Source organism: Nitrospira sp. (assembly GCA_005116745.1).
Taxonomy (GTDB): domain Bacteria; phylum Nitrospirota; class Nitrospiria; order Nitrospirales; family Nitrospiraceae; genus Nitrospira_D.
Map to the genome: position 1 here is coordinate 88719 of SWDS01000008.1, position 17095 is coordinate 105813.

18 protein-coding genes are annotated in these 17095 nt (G+C 55.1%); 6 read left to right on the forward strand and 12 right to left on the reverse strand.

Annotation, left to right across the window (positions count from 1 at the left end):
* Window positions 1-2: 2 nt before the first annotated feature.
* The 9 genes from topA to E8D52_12375 all read right to left on the reverse strand — a co-directional run bounded on the left by topA (window position 3) and on the right by E8D52_12375 (window position 11444).
* On the reverse strand, window positions 3-2342 hold the full coding sequence (topA, locus tag E8D52_12335) for a type I DNA topoisomerase (GenBank protein TKB67362.1): 2340 nt from the start codon (window positions 2340-2342) through the stop codon (window positions 3-5).
* 247 nt (window positions 2343-2589) lie between these two features.
* On the reverse strand, window positions 2590-3708 hold the full coding sequence (gene dprA / locus E8D52_12340; protein TKB67363.1) for a DNA-protecting protein DprA: 1119 nt from the start codon (window positions 3706-3708) through the stop codon (window positions 2590-2592).
* A 101-nt stretch (window positions 3709-3809) separates the two neighbouring features.
* Window positions 3810-5324, reverse strand: coding sequence for an Rne/Rng family ribonuclease (locus tag E8D52_12345; GenBank protein TKB67364.1), 1515 nt, complete (start codon window positions 5322-5324; stop codon window positions 3810-3812).
* 161 nt (window positions 5325-5485) lie between these two features.
* Window positions 5486-6607, reverse strand: a complete 1122-nt coding sequence (gene rodA, locus E8D52_12350) for a rod shape-determining protein RodA (GenBank protein TKB67365.1) — start codon at window positions 6605-6607, stop codon at window positions 5486-5488.
* Window positions 6604-8475, reverse strand: coding sequence for a penicillin-binding protein 2 (mrdA, locus tag E8D52_12355; GenBank protein TKB67366.1), 1872 nt, complete (start codon window positions 8473-8475; stop codon window positions 6604-6606). Before mrdA ends, rodA begins: the two co-directional genes overlap by 4 nt.
* Before the next feature lie 9 nt (window positions 8476-8484).
* Window positions 8485-8985, reverse strand: coding sequence for a hypothetical protein (locus E8D52_12360; protein ID TKB67367.1), 501 nt, complete (start codon window positions 8983-8985; stop codon window positions 8485-8487).
* Window positions 8982-9926: a rod shape-determining protein MreC gene (mreC, locus tag E8D52_12365; GenBank protein TKB67368.1), complete on the reverse strand. Its 945-nt coding sequence runs from the start codon at window positions 9924-9926 to the stop codon at window positions 8982-8984. The genes E8D52_12360 and mreC overlap by 4 nt, the downstream gene beginning before the upstream one ends.
* Window positions 9868-10899 carry a rod shape-determining protein gene (locus E8D52_12370; GenBank protein ID TKB67538.1) on the reverse strand — a complete coding sequence of 344 codons (1032 nt, stop codon included), beginning with the start codon at window positions 10897-10899 and terminating at the stop codon, window positions 9868-9870. The genes mreC and E8D52_12370 overlap by 59 nt, the downstream gene beginning before the upstream one ends.
* An 86-nt stretch (window positions 10900-10985) precedes the next feature.
* Window positions 10986-11444, reverse strand: coding sequence for an RDD family protein (locus E8D52_12375; protein ID TKB67369.1), 459 nt, complete (start codon window positions 11442-11444; stop codon window positions 10986-10988).
* Window positions 11445-11701: 257 nt separating this feature from the next.
* Between E8D52_12375 and E8D52_12380 the strand changes: the two genes are divergently transcribed.
* The 5 genes from E8D52_12380 (at window position 11702) to E8D52_12400 (ending at window position 14262) form a co-directional block, all read left to right on the forward strand.
* Window positions 11702-12403 (forward strand): hypothetical protein, encoded by a 702-nt coding sequence (locus tag E8D52_12380; GenBank protein ID TKB67370.1) that lies wholly within the window; start codon window positions 11702-11704, stop codon window positions 12401-12403.
* Between the two features lie 378 nt (window positions 12404-12781).
* Entirely contained in the window at window positions 12782-13024 is a 243-nt protein-coding gene (locus E8D52_12385) for a PIN domain-containing protein (GenBank protein TKB67371.1), read from the forward strand.
* Window positions 12984-13160 carry a putative toxin-antitoxin system toxin component, PIN family gene (locus E8D52_12390; protein TKB67539.1) on the forward strand — a complete coding sequence of 59 codons (177 nt, stop codon included), beginning with the start codon at window positions 12984-12986 and terminating at the stop codon, window positions 13158-13160. Before E8D52_12385 ends, E8D52_12390 begins: the two co-directional genes overlap by 41 nt.
* 246 nt (window positions 13161-13406) lie before the next feature.
* Window positions 13407-13748, forward strand: a complete 342-nt coding sequence (locus tag E8D52_12395; protein TKB67372.1) for a hypothetical protein — start codon at window positions 13407-13409, stop codon at window positions 13746-13748.
* Window positions 13729-14262 carry a hypothetical protein gene (locus tag E8D52_12400; protein TKB67373.1) on the forward strand — a complete coding sequence of 178 codons (534 nt, stop codon included), beginning with the start codon at window positions 13729-13731 and terminating at the stop codon, window positions 14260-14262. The genes E8D52_12395 and E8D52_12400 overlap by 20 nt, the downstream gene beginning before the upstream one ends.
* Window positions 14263-14341: 79 nt before the next feature.
* Here E8D52_12400 and queA read toward each other — a convergent pair whose 3' ends face one another.
* Entirely contained in the window at window positions 14342-15361 is a 1020-nt protein-coding gene (gene queA, locus E8D52_12405; protein ID TKB67374.1) for a tRNA preQ1(34) S-adenosylmethionine ribosyltransferase-isomerase QueA, read from the reverse strand.
* Window positions 15362-15376: 15 nt separating this feature from the next.
* On the opposite strand from queA, the gene E8D52_12410 reads away from it, so the two are divergent.
* Window positions 15377-15577, forward strand: a complete 201-nt coding sequence (locus E8D52_12410; GenBank protein ID TKB67375.1) for a hypothetical protein — start codon at window positions 15377-15379, stop codon at window positions 15575-15577.
* Here the strand turns inward: E8D52_12410 and E8D52_12415 are convergent.
* Together E8D52_12415 and E8D52_12420 are read right to left on the reverse strand one after the other, a co-directional pair.
* Complete coding sequence (locus E8D52_12415; GenBank protein ID TKB67376.1) at window positions 15574-16812, reverse strand: SpoIID/LytB domain-containing protein; 1239 nt, start codon at window positions 16810-16812, stop codon at window positions 15574-15576. The two genes, E8D52_12410 and E8D52_12415, sit on opposite strands and share 4 nt — an antisense overlap.
* Window positions 16794-17048, reverse strand: coding sequence for a DUF2905 domain-containing protein (locus E8D52_12420; protein TKB67377.1), 255 nt, complete (start codon window positions 17046-17048; stop codon window positions 16794-16796). The genes E8D52_12415 and E8D52_12420 overlap by 19 nt, the downstream gene beginning before the upstream one ends.
* Between the last annotated feature and the right edge of the window lie 47 nt (window positions 17049-17095).

Below are 17095 nucleotides of genomic sequence, written 5' to 3' on the forward strand. Positions count from 1 at the left end.
GGTTACCCTGCCTCGCGGTAACCGCATTCTTGGTTGTGACATTGGACGCTGCGGCCATCTTGCTTACTGATTTTCTCGATGAGGAACGGAGCCTGACACGTGGGACAGACTTTGGGCACTGGCCGGTCCCAGAGGGCATACTCACACTTGGGATAATGACTGCAGGCAAAGAATGAGCGGCCCTTCTTCGTCCGTTTCTGCACGAGGTCGCCACCACAATCGGGCTGCGGGCATTTGACACCAAGCACCATCGGCTTGGTGGTCTTGCACTGTGGATAGGCAGAACAGGCGATGAACTTGCCGAAGCGTCCGGTCTTCACCACCATTGGGCTGCTGCATTTGTCACAGACCTGATCAGTGGTGATCTCCTCCTTGGGAACGATTTTGATCGTGCCATCCGGAAGCTTTTCAAAATTCTGCGTGTTCTTGCAGGGCGGATCGTCCTTATACGCAGGACAGGCGAGGAACTTCCCGTTCCGTCCCCACTTGATTTCGAGCATCCGACCACACTTTTCACAGGGGATGTTGGTCGGCGGCTCAACGATGTCTTTCGGCCCAGGAATCGTCTTCGCTCGCTCCAGTTCTCTGGTAAACGGTGTATAGAAATCGCGCACCGCTGTCACCCAAGGCTTACTCCCCTCTTCCACTTCATCCAACTGTTCTTCGAGCTGCGACGTGAAATCCACGTTGATGAGATCAGGGAAGCCTTGGATCAAGAAATCGTGGACGGTTTTTCCCGTTTCCGTCGGCACGAGCCGCCCTTCCGTCTTTTCCACATATTTCCGGTCTTGGATTGTGGAAATAATAGCGGCATAGGTCGACGGACGGCCGATACCTTTCTCCTCCAACTCCTTGATCAAGAGCGCTTCGTTATAGCGTGGCGGCGGCTGTGTGAAATGCTGTTTTGACAACATGCCCGGTACCGTCTGCCCGTCCTGCTCGACCAATCGCAACCGCTCCCCTTCTGACAAGGACGGGAGCTGGCGCTCGTCGTCATCCGCCTCTTGCCCGGCCTTGGGCTTTTGCGATGGCGCTTCTTTGTCAACACCTTCCATATAGACGATCGTGTGGCCGGGAAACTTCACGACCGTTCCGGTAGAACGGAACACGTACCGCTCCTTGGTGCTGACCGGTGTGGAATCAATACGCGTGACATCCAAGATGGCCGGCACCATCTGCGAGGCGATGAACCGATTCCAGATCAACTTATAGAGATTGTACTGATCGTGATCCAAGTACTGGCGGATCGACTCGGGATCGCGGCTCGCCGACGTCGGCCTGATGGCCTCGTGAGCTTCTTGCGCAGCCTTCGCTGTTTTGTAGACGTTGGGCGTTGCGGGAAGATACTCCGCCCCGAATCGGGACTGAATCACCTCGCGAGCATCGGCCATCGCTTCGTTGGAAATACGGGGCGAGTCAGTTCTCATATAGGTAATGAGACCGGTCGCGCCTTCAGCTCCGATTTCGATCCCCTCGTAGAGCTGCTGCGCCAGCGTCATCGTTTTCTTCGGCGAAAAGTGCAACTTTCTGGAGGCTTCCTGCTGCAGACGGCTGGTAATGAACGGCGCGACGGGATTCCGTTTCTTTTCTCGGCGCTCGATGGATTGGACGACGAAGGCCTTACCTTGAATCTCGCCAACGATGCGTCCGGCTTGCTCAGCATTTTCAATCGACGCCTCTTCGCCATTGATGCTGTGGAGTTTCGCCTCGAACGACGGTGGATTGGTTCCTGCCAGCAGCGCAATGATCGACCAATATTCTTCAGTTCGGAAGGCTTCCCGCTCTGCCTCTCGCTCGCAAATCAGCCGCATGGCCACCGACTGCACTCGCCCCATGCTGAGCCCGCGCCGAACTTTATTCCAGAGCAATTGGCTGCCTTGATACCCCACGATACGATCCAGCACGCGGCGTGCCTGCTGCGCATTCACCCGTTTCATGTCGATCTCGCCCGGTGACTGCAGCGCGCGTTTGATCGCGGACTCCGTGATTTCGTTGAACAACACTCGGAAGATTTTTGTATCCTTTTTTTTCTTCTTCGATTTTCCCAGCAGCTCCTGTTCAAGATGCCACGCGATCGCTTCGCCTTCACGGTCAGGGTCCGGCGCCAGAAAGATCTTGTCGGCTTCCTCAGCCTTCTTCTTGATCTCAGCCAACACCTTCGACTTGCCTTTAATGGTAACGTACTGCGGTTCGAAATCGTGCTCGAGATCGACGCCCAATTTACTGGTCGGAAGATCCTTGATGTGCCCCACCGACGCCATCACGGTATACCCACGGCCCAGATACTTCGTAATCGTCCTCGCCTTCGTCGGCGACTCAACGATGATCAAGTTTTTTGCCATGACGACTCCATCGACCTCTCAAGAATTGTATCATCCGTACCAAATATCCAAGGTTCGTGCAACTAGAATGGCAGTCGGCAACAGGCGAGGCACCATTCGGTGACGATACAGCATCACCCTTGTGATAGGCCGCACCTGCTATGTTCGTCATACATCCTTTTCACAGGTGAAGACGTTTCTCGCGTCTAGCGAACTGTTGAGTCTTACTCGAGCGACGGTTGAGGCAGGATTCCATCCCTCGCTGAGGCTACAGGCGAATGTATTGTTGACCCGGGAGTTGGCGGATCTGCCCATTCAATTCTAACGAAAGCAAAGTCGCCGATACTTGCGCGGCGCTCAGTCCCGTGCTCTCGATGACGGCATCGACGGATCGCGCCTCATAGGACAGGGCGTCATACACCAACGCATCTTCTTTTGCTAATGGTGCGCGCGCGTCCACCACGGCTCCGTCAAGATACAGCATGGCCCGCTGCCGCGCATCGATTTGTGGAAGAATCTCGTCGAGAATGTCTTGGACCCCTTCAATCAGTTTCGCCCCCTCTTTGATCAAGCGGTTCGATCCACGACAAGCGTCTTCCTTGATGGAACCGGGTACGGCAAACACCTCTCGACCTTGCTCCAACGCCAGTTTTGCGGTGATCAAGGAACCACTGTTGGTTGCGGCTTCGCCGACGAGCACGCCCAATGAGAGCCCACTGATGATCCGATTCCTTCGAGGGAAGTGATGACTTTGTGGCGCAGCACCGATCGGCAATTCTGAAATAACGGCGCCATGCGATTCGATGTTCCGCCTCAGCGTGTGATGCTCTGATGGATAAGTCCGATCAATGCCGCACCCCAGTACTGCAATCGTGCGGCCCTTCCCCGTTAGCGCGCCTCGGTGCGCCGCGGCATCGATTCCACGAGCGAGGCCGCTCACGATCGTCACCCCACATCCTGCCAAGTCCTTCGCAATCTCCTCGGTGATGAGTCTGCCGGATGGCGTCGCCCGCCGTCCACCCACGATCGCCACCGCGACCTCGTCCTTCAGCAAGACGCTTCCGCTCACATATAACAACGGTGGGGGATCGGGAATGGCTTTCAGACGGGCCGGATAGGATCGATCGAACAGAGTGACGGTTTGGATCTTGAGGCGTTCAACCGTCTTCACTTGCCCATCGATCTGCCGCCGAACACTCGATTCTGGGCCTCGCCGAACGGACTCAGCCAGTTCCGGACTACACCCGACACCGATCAAGTCATCCCTCGTTGCGCTAAGCACCGCATCGGGCGCTCCAAACGCATGGATCAGCTTGAGAAGAGTGCGATCGCCGACACCGTCAACCGCTTGGAGCGTGAGCCAGGAGGTCAAAGATGCATCGTCCATGATCGATCTTGAGCATCAGGAGGAAGTTCGTTTCAACAGTTGGAGGGTCCGGCAGGCAGCACATCTCCCCCGACACAAGCGGCTGCAGCGATGACGCTCAACTAGAACACGACCAGATCGTACTGTTCAAGATGCAACTGATTATCCGGTGTCACGATGATTTTCGCGGAACAGTCTCGCTCCAATACTTCCACTCCGTATCGTTCTTCGTCTTGTAACAGTTCCGCCACTGTGGGATGGGCTCCCACGAAAATCCGTTGCTGATCACCCGATGATTCAATCCGCCGGATCTCGCGGAAAATTTCGTACGCCACAGTCGTAGGAGACTTCGTGTATCCACGGCCCTCGCAATAGTGGCAGGGCTCTGACAGCGACCGTAAGAGATCCTCTCGTACCCGCTCACGTGAGATTTCAATCAGGCCGAGATCGGAAATCCTGGAGATCCTCGTTCTCGCCTTATCCGATGCCATGGCATCCATCAACGCATGATAGACCTTATCTCGATTCTTCTCCCGCTCCATATCGATAAAGTCGACAATGATAATGCCGCCGATGCCCCGCAACTTCAATTGATAGGCGACCTCTTTGGCCGCTTCGAGATTGTTGCGAAGGATCGTCTCTTCTTGATCTCGTTTTCCCACGAAGCGTCCCGTATTGACGTCGATCACCGTCATCGCTTCGGTATGATCAATCACGAGATGCCCTCCCGACTTGAGCCAGACTTTTCGGCTCATTGCGCGGGCAATTTCTTGCTCCACCCCGAGATGCTCGAACAAGGGCGCATCCTTATCGTAGAAATGAATCCGCGAGGTCTGTTCAGGGGAAAATCGCTGCACAAAGCCTCGAATGGCTTCGTATTCCTCTCGTGAATCGATCCATAATCGATCCACCTTTTTGCCGAACAAGTCCCTCACGACACGGAAGCTCAAGCTCAAATCCGAATGCAACAATGCAGGAGCTGGCAAGCGTTCTCGCTTCGTCAAAATGTCCTGCCAAAGAACGTGGAGAAAGTCGACATCGGACTTCAATTCATCTTCCTTGACGCCTTCACTGACCGTCCGCACGATATACCCAAAACCAGGGCGCCTCACCCGGCGCATGATCTCTTTCAGTCTCGCCCGTTCTTCATCTCGCGGAATTCGCCGAGACACGCCGATATGGTCGACGTTCGGCATAAAGACCAGATAGCGTCCTGGAAGCGAGACGTAGGCCGTCACGCGCGACCCCTTGGTGCCGATCGGGCCCTTTGAAATCTGGACCATCAACTCCTGGCCTTCACTGAGCAGTTGTTCGATCGGCTTCGCGCTCTGACGCTTCGGCCGGGGCATATCCGAGTCTTTATCGTCTTCTTCGGCTTCGGCCTCAACCAGCATATCACCAGGCTCGGCATCCACGAGTAGATCCGAGACATGCATAAACGCCGCCTTGTCCAGGCCGATATCCACAAACGCAGCCTGCATCCCCGGCAAGACCTTGGCCACCTTTCCCTTATAGATATTTCCGACAAAATCCTTATGCTTCGCGCGGTCTCCGAACAAATCGGTGACGACTCCACCATCCAGCACGGCCACACGGGTTTCTTCCCGCGCAACAGTGATCGCAATTTCACTTCCCATATTGACTCCTTTGGTCTGCAAGCCACAAGACTCGGCTGAGAGTGCTAGAACGCAGGCCCACGCCCAGGTCCGTCACTCGCTCCACACACCGGCGCTCCCGGCTTTCGATAGTAGCTTCTCCGAATGACGAAACTCGAGCGTTCCGCCTGATCGGTCACCGTTTAATAAAACAGGCTTAACCTCTTCCGCTTGACGTTCAATAACAAGCCTAATGCCGCCATGGTCATAATCGTGGCGCTTCCACCGTAGCTCACCAAAGGCAGGGGAATGCCGACGATCGGAAACATCCCCACCGTCATGCCGATGTTCACCACGACACAGAAACACAACATCGCCACGATCCCCACGGCAAGCAGTGCTCCAAGTTGATCCTTCGCCTTGGACGCGATCTCCAGCGAGAGCCAAATCAGCCCCACAAACAACGTCAACAAGACCAGCACGCCGAGAAATCCCCATTCCTCTGCAAAGACGGCGAATACAAAATCGGTATGGCCCTCCGGCAAAAACTTCAGCTGACTTTGGGTGCCGCCGTAGAGCCCCTTCCCAAACAGTTCTCCCGACCCGATCGCAATCTTGGATTGCAAGGCATGGTACCCCTTCCCTCCAGGGTCGTAACCGGGGTCGACAAACGCCATAATGCGCTGTCGCTGGTAATCATGCAAGGACCCCCACACGCCCTCCCACGCAAACGGGAACAGCATGATCGAGAAGAGCAGGATAAACCCTAAGGCTTTCGAACGAACGCCCACCATGAGCAACATCGCGGCATACACCGCGACAAAGCTGAGTCCACTCCCCAAGTCTGGTTGTTTTAAGATGAGGAGGAGACCGGGCAACACTAATAGCCCCGGAACAATGACACGCTGCAACCATCCTACACGAGGGGCTTTCGAGTAGTAATGAGCCAACACCAGGATGAGGATCAGCTTGGCGAATTCAGACGGTTGAAACGTAAACGGGCCTAGCGCGATCCACCGCTGCGCACCCTTGCTGGTTCGCCCTTCGAATAATACAAACACCAGCATCAGCAAGATCACGGCGTAGGCGGGATAGGCAAACCGCGCAAGAGAATGGTAGTCCGATGCCCACATGACGAGAAAGGCCGCCGCACCGAGACCGATCCATATCAACTGCTTGAGATAATACGGGGCTATCCCACCCTTCTGCCCATGCGTGACGCTATAAATGGACAACACACCGATCCCTAGGATGGCCAGGATCAAGGCAACATAACGGATGTCAAAACTATCAAGTCCTCGATGTTCGGTCAATCGATCGATCATGAGTCTTTCGCGGATCGCTCCGACCTCTTCACGCCGGATAGATCCGAGGTGACGGCCGGCACCTGTGGAGCGAGCTTCATATATGTTTCAATCACTTCTTTCGCAAGAGGAGCCGCGGCGGCCCCACCGTGCCCCATATGTTCCGCAAGCACGGCAACGGCGATCTTCGGCGATTCCACTGGCGCAAAGGCAACGAACCACGCATGGTCTCTCAGCTTTTTGGGAATATTTTCTTCCGGTCCGGTTCGGAGCGCCGCCACCTGAGCCGTGCCCGTCTTTCCACCGATCGTCACCATAGAGGATTTCGCCCTCGTCGCCGTTCCCTTGGTGACGACATCCGCAAGCGCGTCCTTGATGATGCGGAAGGTTTCCGGTTTCGCATTAATTTTTCCACGCGGAACGGCCGGCAACTCTTGAAGGTTCCCCGACGTTCGATCCATGACCGCCTGCACCAGACGAGGCCGGTAGATCACGCCATTGTTCGCCACCGTACCGACGAGACTCGCCATCTGTAATGGTGTCACCGTCACATAGCCCTGTCCGATGGCGGCTGAAATAGTCTCGCCAGGCAACCACTGCTCATGCTTGGCCTTTTGTTTCCAGGCAGTTGATGGCATGATACCGGATCGCTCCGATGGCAACTCCACGCCTGTGGCCTTTCCAAGCCCGAGATCCTTCGCAAACTCGGCCATTACATCGATCCCCATCCGTTGACCGATCGTATAGAAGTACACGTCACACGAATGCACTAACGCATTGTGCAGATCGACGTACCCGTGCCCGCTGGCTTTCCAGTCATGATACACCCGCTTGCCGAACTGGTATCCCCCATTACAGAACACGGTACTGGAGGGCGACATCGTTTGTGTCTCCAACGCGGCGACGGCCATAGGAATTTTGAAGGTAGAACCGGGGGGGTATTGCCCCTGTGAGGCCCGATTGTTCAAGGGACGTCCTTCATCCTGGACGATTTCCACCCATTGCTTGGCAGTCAGTTCCCGTGAGAGCATGTTTGGGTCAAAGCCGGGACGGCTGGCCATCGCCAGAATATCACCGCTGCTCGGATCAAGTGCGACGATGGCGCCGTATTCTTGACCCAGTAGATCCTCAGCCACTTTCTGGAGCCGTACATCGATCGTGAGATAGAGATCGTTCCCCGCTTGCGGTCGCTCGACAACCACAGCTTTCTTCTCGTGGCCCAGCGCATCGACTTCAACGTTCTTTTGTCCGGCCATTCCACGCATGTGTCGATCATAGGACTTTTCCACACCATATTGCCCCACAATGCTACCTTGGTGGAGATCGACAAACTCGGGTTTCTCCAATTGATCCGCTGAAATTTCTCCCACATAGCCCAGGAGATGGGCCGCCGTCACTCCACCTGGATAATTGCGCTGCGACTCGACCTGAATCATGACCCCAGGCATATCGAGACGGTTGGATTCCACCAACATGGCATCGCGCAAGGTCATACGGTCTTTGATCTTGCGCGGAAGCAGCTTGCTGCCTCTGACGGTCATTTTTTTTCGAATGAGGGTCGGGTCGAAGCCGAGCAAGTTGCTCAACTGCTGAATCAATACTTCGCGATCCTTCACGTCCTCCAGCGTCACGTAGAGACTGAAGCTCGGGACGTTATTCGCCAAGAGAACACCGTGCCGGTCATAGATCAGGCCACGTGCCGGTTCGAGCAGCACCAGTCTGGTACGATTGTTTTCCGACAAGTCTCGATAGTACGGCCCTTCACGAATTTGAAGATGCCAGAGGCGAAGTCCGAGCAGCGCCACCACCAGCAAGAGCCCCACACGGAGAATGAAGAGCCGTCGATGGAGGTCGCCAAACTCTGCTTCAGGATAGTGCACAGTCGCCATACTGAACGCCTACATTCGAGATTCGGACATCACCTGCTCAATATTCAACCGACTCCACAGCAGCCAGTAGATCGCTCCTCCAATAACTGCATCAAGGCAGGCTTGGGGCAGTACGACCGTCCAGGCAGCCCACCACAGATCTTGCTGAGGGCTGAGCGTCAGGGCGAGCGGCGTAACCAGCCCGATCACACACGAGACAACGAGTAGCCCCATGACGAGCACAACGGGGCTTAGATACACCACCTGCCGGCCTGCGAGACCCGCGATATACCCTACGGCTCCCTTGAGGATCGCGCTCGAAATCAGGTCTTGCGCGGAGAACAGGCTCATCGCCCATCCAAGTGCGAGCCCGACCAATAAGCCATCAAGCTCTCCTGCGATGAGACCGATCAAACACACCGCAACGAAACCCAGATCCGGCTTCACCCCCCACACGCTGAGGTGCGAGAGAAGAACAGACTGAACCGGCACAAGACCAACGATGACGGTACAATAAATCAGCGCTTTCATGGCTTGGGCTTTGGAACGCCAAGTCTCTCCCCTTCGGTCGGAAGCGGGAAAGACCGAATGACTAAGACGTCCTCGACACGATTCGGATCTACCTCCGGAGAAAGCTCCGCAGATTGAAACAGCGCTTCCTCTTCTTTATCGATTCGTATGATCGTGCCGATCGGGATACCTCGGGGGAACCCCCCAACCAGTCCTGACGTGACAACATGATCACCAGGCCGTGCGTTGGACAACAGCGGAATGTACTTGAGTCGAGCCTGTCCCTGCGTCGTCCCTTCGACGATTCCCTCATCTCTCGTACGTTGGATGAGTCCGGCGATCGCATTATTGGGATCGGTCACGAGCAGGACAACGGCCGTGGAGGCCGTAGTCTTGACGATACGACCGACCACACCTGCCGGAGTAATCACGCCCTGGTCTGATTGAATCCCGTCGGATGCCCCCTTGTTCAGAATGATCGTCTTATACCAATTACCGATATCACGTCCGATCACTTGGGCGGCCACGGATGTGGGAAGGGCTTGCCTTTTAAACTCCAGCAGCGCTGACAGCCGCTCCGTCGCCGCCGACGCTTCTCGCAGTTGCCCGTTTTGTTCCTTGAGCAGATCCAGCTCTCGCTTCAACTGCTGATTTTCTTCTTCAACCCCTTGGAGGGCCACGTATCGTCCCCAGATATCGGCGATCCGATCATGGATCCCAGCCACGGCCTGGAGAGGCCAACTGATCACCCATCCGAGGGGACTACCGATCGATTGGAAAACACTTTGGAGTTGGCCGGGTAGAAGCAGGAAGCCAAGCACGAGAATGACGGCAAGACCGAGAGCGATACGCCGAGCGTTGTACGATACGCGTAAATTGACCATCCGCATGAGGGATGGAACCTTACCGGAGGTTGTTCGCTTGAGACATGACTGATATTTTCCGGAGAAGATCCAGTTCATCGAGAATCTTGCCAACTCCCAACACCACGGAAGTCAGTGGATCATCGACCGTAATAATTGGTAAATTCGTTTCTTCGCGGAACCGGGTATCCATCCCCTTCAGGAGCGACCCGCCTCCGGTTAACACAATCCCGCGATCGATAATATCCCCGGCCAGTTCAGGCGGGGTGTTTTCCAACGCAATCTTGATCGCATTCACAATTGTCCCAATGGGTTCTTGCAACGCTTCACGAACCTCAGCGTCATCGATGACCAACGTGCGCGGAATGCCGGAAATCAAATCCCGCCCCTTGATCATCATGGTTTTTCGCTCCTCAAACGGGTAGGCGGACCCGATTTCAAACTTAATCCGTTCCGCCATGTGTTCGCCGATGAGCAGATTGTACTTCTTCTTGATGTAATTCATGATCGCTTCATCCATCCGATCGCCGGCGACCTTGACGGATTCGCTGTACACGATCCCGCCCAACGAAATGACCGCAATGTCCGTCGTCCCACCTCCCACATCGACCACCATGTTACCGGACGGCTCCGTGATCGGCAATCCGGACCCGATTGCAGCCGCAACCGGCTCTTCGATCAGATAGACTTCTCGGGCCCCGGCCAATTCCGCCGAGTCACGCACCGCCCGTTGCTCCACCTGCGTGATGCGGGAGGGGACACCGATAATGATGCGTGGCCGCACGAACGCGCTGCGATTGTGGGCTTTTCGGATGAAATGTTTCAACATTTGCTCGGCCATCTCGAAATCGGCGATCACGCCTTCCTTCATCGGCCGAACGGCAACAATATTCCCGGGCGTGCGGCCGAGCATTTTCTTCGCCTCGGTGCCGACGGCCAGCACTTTTTCACTTTTCTTTTCAATCGCGACCACGGAAGGCTCATTCAGCACGATCCCCTTCCCGTGAACATACACGAGCGTGGTGGCGGTGCCTAAATCAATCGCCAGGTCGTCGGAGAACCACCCAAACATGTTTCCCGGAAACCCCACAGCGATCGCTCCCTTCATCTTGGCTGAGCAATCCAGCGCCCAGCCTGTGTGCTTCGTGTACGACGGACCTAATCCGGAACCGAAAGTTGACCGGCGTCTAACACGTGAGTTCTTGCTACTTCATCACCCAACCGACGACCTTGCTCATTCCCAATGATCAAAAAACTTTCAAACGCTAAAACAGCCAGCGCGACGAGCCATCCAACATATGGGATCGCATACGCTATCTGGGCACCGCCCAGTGGAAGATTCCGGATGATCGATTCTCGGAAGCCAGCCGTCTCTCGGCCATCTAATCGCATCGTTTGCAGACCGACCAACCGTTTGCCGATACTTTTTCCTCCTGCAAACCCGTCAGCGATTAAAATGTAGGCCAAGCCTGAAAGAAAGCCGACCGGAGGAGCGATTTCGCCGGCAGCGACGACAATGAACAGATCAATTAACTTCGCGATGAATCTATTCAGGACATGGGCCTTCGGATAGACTCTTGCTTCTAGCGCCGTCGAGGTTAGCCCATCCCCTGCCAAGGGATCTCCTTCTAATTAGTCGCAAAGTATAGCAAAAAGCAGCAACTTGCACAAACAATGTACAATCTTTTTTGGAGCGTTGCGTTCAGAGCCATCCTGAATCCTCTCATGACTCTCCCCGTAAAGATACGCCCCTTCGGCACACTCCCGAAACCAGCAACTTAAACCCATCTCCTGACATTCCCGTTAAAAGCGGCTCTTGTCTTCCAACCTCTCCATAAGTACACTGTTGGCTTCACAAAAGGAAGAGGATTCAGATGATTAAGACGATGCGCGATGCTGCTCACAACTACCCGTGGCTCCTCAAGTCCATCATGGGAACCCTGGCTGTTGCTTTCATAATTACAATGGGCTGGTGGGGATTCGGTGAACAAGCTGGCGGACCCGTTGCCACGATCGGAGATCAATCCGTCTCCCTGGACGAATTTAAGCGCACCTACGAAAACATGCACCGCCTCTACAAAGACAGCGTCAAGACCGATTTCAAGGAAGAAGAGTTCAAGGACTTCGTCGTCGGACAACTGGTCGACAGTCGTATCTGGATCATTGCAGCTGAAGAAATGGGCGTGCGGGTCTCTGATGCCGATTTGCGTGAGCTCATCATACACATGCCGGTCTTCCAGAAAACCGGCGCCTTCGACCCGGAGCTCTACAAGCGCGTCCTAGCCGCGAATCATCTCACACCAGCCGCGTTTGAGTCGATGCAGCACCAAGAAGTCCTGGCCAATAAAGCGCGAATGATCGTTCGGGATTCCGTTGCGCTCACCCCCGAAGAGATCGCCGAAGGACAGTCGCTCATAACCAGACCTGCGGATGGGAACGACCCCGCGAAGATGGCTGAGGCCAAGCAAAGAGTGTTGGATGACATGCTCTTGCAGAAACAGCAACGAGCCCTGGTCTCGTTCCAACAGTCCATGAAAGCGAAACTGCCGGTTGTCATCAGGCGGGAGATGCTGTAAGAATCGTTCGACCCGTCAGACTTATTCACCATCGAAAATATCCGCACAAACCATTGTTGTTTAAAAATAATTCTCTACCGACAGCTTATCTCTGCGGTGAAAGTGGCCCAAATACCTGGGCGGATGTCCGAAAGAGTGTGGTAGCAATCGGGTTACCATGAGCTAGCAGGCATGGCAGAGTTTTACAGAGTACGAACAGATTGCGGAACGTGAAGGAGCGACAAGAAACAATTTATTCCGTCCTATGGTGAATGCGTATGAGGTGGAGCGCGAGGACGAGGAATTCTTCGCGCTGCAACGGAAGATGGCACGCCGCATTTGCAAAGCAGACGTACTCACCGAAGAAGATGTCGAACGGATCATGTTCACAGATCGCTGATGAAGGCCGTCTTCGACGCGAATATCTTCGTGTCGGCTTTCATCCTTCCTGGTAGTCGAGGCGAACAAGCATTTCTTGTCGCACATCGCCGAAAGATAGGACTGTACAGTTCCATTCCCATCCTGACCGAGACTGCTCGCATCCTCCGTACCAAGTTTGATCAGCCAGAAAAGGATGTCACCGCCCCATTAAAGATTCAAGATCGTAGGGCGAGCAGCAACCATCGTCCGCCCGTCACGTAATATCGCGGTGCTCAACGATGCACCTGATAATCGAATTCTGGAGTGCGCCGTGACAGCACAGGCTGACCTCATCGTCACCGGCGACCATCATCTGCTGAAGCAAAAGAGTTCGAAAGCATTCCCATTGTCAGACTAGCCGATTTCTTAAGGATGATCCCATCGGAATGAGAGATCTGGTTGATTCATTCGTACAGATCGTGCGCACACGCTCTCTGCTCATCGAAAATCTTTTACCACAGCTCACAACGCACCTGCACGTTCAACTATAGTCATACCCTAATTGGGCACCCCCATCAGAAAAGTAGCCCGACACGCTTTTCACCCCTATCCATGAGGAACCCGGAAGCGCCCCATTTTGATAGCGCTATGCTACACTGCGACTATGACTTCTTCTAGCACAACATCCCCAACTGCCCCCACACTGCGGTTGCTACCAGCTTACTTGGGCACGTCATCTATTGAGGAAGCCGTTCGTACGGCCCGTGGTCGACGAGTGCTGTGGCTTGAAATTTTGGTCAATGACCGGCTGGATCTGACACCGTGGAGTTCGGAGCCAGCCGTACAGGCCGCCTATCTCACAGCATGCCGCTGGTACACACACTATCGACGACTGATCACCTTCGTCTTGAACCGTGCCCCGCTCCCGACCACTCCTGGGCCAATCGACGCTCGGGATTATCGGACCTTTGCCGAGGCGCTCTACTTTGTCTACGCTCACCCTTGACCAACTGGTCTCCCTTCTCACACGCTATGTCACCGAAACCGGGGAAACGCTTGATCTTCTCCTCATCGGTGCGCTGGCATTACCGGCCTATGGAATTCCAGGTCGCGCCACTCACGATGTGGATGCTGAAGTAGCAGGCCCGATTGGTAGCTTATTGGACTTTCTGACCAACGCACAGGTACCGGCGGATCTGACGCAAAACTTTTCAGGCTGGTCGATTGTCGCCATGCCTCCAGGCTACCGAGACCGGTCGACGATCTTGGTTGATCGGCCGAATTTCCGCATCCGTATCCTCACACCACTCGATTTCGTTCTCGCGAAACTGCGCCGGGGAACCGATGTAGATTTGGAAGATGCCTTGCTTGTCGCCCAACAGCACCGGATCAGCGCTGAGGACATTCGTATCACCGCGCAATCAGCTCTCGCAGCCTCTCCCCAGGATACAGCCCTCTTCCTATTTCGCAAGACCGTCGATCTGTTTTGCCAGAATCTCCCTGAAACCACAGAAAACTAGTTCGGGCCCTAAAGACAAGTGGGAGCCGTACGACGTCACTCAGGAAGAAAAGTGGCTTCGTATCGCGCACGAGTACAATTCAAAGAATCAGCATCGCATCGCCGTAGCTATAGAAGCGATACCGCTCGTTGACTGCTTCTTCATATGCAGCCCGTATCGACTCGATTCCAGCGAACGCCGACACCAGCATGAGTAGCGTGGTCCGTGGGAGATGGAAATTTGTCATGAGGGCATCGACGATCTTGAACTGGAATCCCGGTGTGACGAAGAGCCGGCTCTCGCCGGACATTGGAACGACCTCCCCCTTTTCTTTGGCAACTGTTTCAAGCGTACGAACTACTGTTGTACCGACAGCCACCACTCGGCCACCGGCCCGTTTGGTCGCCTGGACCACGTTCGCAGTATCTTCGCTGATCGTGAATCCTTCTACTCCCATCTGGTGATCCTCAATTCGCTCGGTCGTCACAGGCTTGAACGTACCGGGGCCAACATGGAGCGTCACCGTCGCCATGTTGATCGAGGCTTCGCGCAGTCGTCTCAACAAGTCTTCCGTCAAGTGAAGCCCCGCCGTCGGAGCCGCGATCGCGCCCTCGTGTTTGGCAAAGACCGTCTGATACCAGCGATGATCTTCCTGCGTCGCTGCGCGCTTCATGTACGGTGGAAGCGGCATGACCCCTCGTGTTTGAAATACTTGTGTCATCGGAACCGGACTGTCCACCAACACTTCGGTGCCTGTCGCATCACGCTTCACGATCGTTGCGCGAGATTGTTGATCAAACTCAATAACCTGGCCAACGCGAAACGAACCTTTCACCATGATTTCCCACCGGCCCTGACCAAGATCCTTCACGAACAACACTTCGACTGATGTCCCAGTCGGTTTCTTGACCCCAGATACTCGTGCGGCCATCACCTTTGTGTCGTTCACGACAAGAAGGTCACCCGGCTCCAACAATGCAGGAAGCTCGGCAACATGACGATGGGTCAGTTGTTGGGTTGCTCGATCCAACACCAGCAATCTCGCGCGGTCACGCGGGATAACGGGCTCCGACGCGACCAGGGATGGATCGAACGGAAAATCGAACTCGGAGAGGTGCATTAGCCCACAGTATTCATGATGGTTCGTGACGAAACCGCCAAGACGCCAAGCGAGACGAGCATGCGGAGTCCTGAGGTGGCCGAGGCATACTTGAAACAGTATGTCGAGGCTGCGAAGGACGAGCCTGCCCACTGGCCGCGCGAAGCTGGCGGCCAAGATGGTCGTAGCGGCGTATCGGCGGTTGCAGTAGAAGCACTCATGAATCGTGTGGGCTAGGATGGAGGGGCCGCAGGGATCGGAGGCACAGGAGGGGCTTGAGTCAAGGACGCATCCTGAATCTCTGTCCCAGGATAGTAGTAACGAAGAATGCTCGAAAACGAATAGCCCAATTCCGCCAATTCTTTCGCGCCCCACTGACACAGGCCAACCGCATGACCTGCCCCGTAGCCGGAGAAGACGACATCCTGCCCGACCGAGTCGATGGCAAATTGTGTACTGGGCACCACCGTATACCCCACCATTTTGCGCAGGTCTTCGCCCCGTAGCGTCAACTCCCCGCTCGAGTGCACAATCTGTATGGTCGCCACTCGTCCGGCACGGCTATAGGCAAGCGGTGTGATTCCCAAGATTGTTCCTACCGCAAATCCCCGTTGCCGCAAATTCTTTTCCAACGTGTCGAGCTTGACGGAGGCCTTCCATTGATAAAACGGAGACTCAAGATCGAACGGGCATTCGACACCTTTTAAATATGGGAGATCCTTCGACCACACATTCATGGCATCTTCCGTGATTCCTGCGGCAGTCGACGAGAATGCCGCATAGATCGGAGCACCTTGGTACACCACCACCAAGCCTCTCGTCGATTCGACCGCCTGGATCACCCGTTCATCGACACCGTGACGGCCACGATAGACCTGATCTTGGGTACTAGCAACGACATCGTAGTCCCGTGTGGCACTGAGCATATGTTGGTACAGCGCATAGGTCCTGGCCGCAATGGCCTGAACCTTCAACATCTCGGGATGCCAGGCAGAATTGACCTCCGCCGGTACCACCCCTTTGACATACTCTTCCAAATCGACATGATTGACGAGGAGCAGTCCCTTCCCTCGCCGAACCAGCTGGATCACCCCACTGATTTGTAGGCCACCTTTGTCATCACTCGCGTGAAGTGCTGTCCTCCTGCCGTTTCCATTGAGCCAGAGCTTGAGGTCGTGATTCCCAGCCCGTAACGTCAGCTGATCGCTCACGACCGGTTTGCCGTTGAGTATCAACGCACGGCCACGCACCTTAATCCGCAAAACAGGCCGATACGACCAGGCCTCATCATGTTCATCAGTGACCCAAATGGTCTGATCGGTATGTACTTCCAGCTGCTGGACATCAGGAGCCAAGAGCACGCGAATCGATTGCGCCGCCCCCGCCTCTGGCATCATGATCGAGCCGAGGCAGATCCCCACTCCCGCTGCGCCGGCCCAGAACCGCGCGGCTATCATCGGCGAAAGAGCCATCCTATAAAATAGAATAGCAGACTCAGAAGGATGCTGAGAACAATACTTGTCGCGATGGGAAAATAGAAGCCGAAATTGTCACGTTTGATGGAGAGGTCGCCCGGGAGCTTACCGAGCCAACTGAAGGCGTTCCCTAAGCCAGGAATCCGCTCCACAACGACCAACAGAACCCCGAGCGCAACGATTCCAAACCCTATTCCGATTAAGACCTTGCCAAGCGTCGTCCATTCCGGCATCGACTTTCATCCCAATGAGCGGCGTCTGCAAGCAGTCGGGGAACACA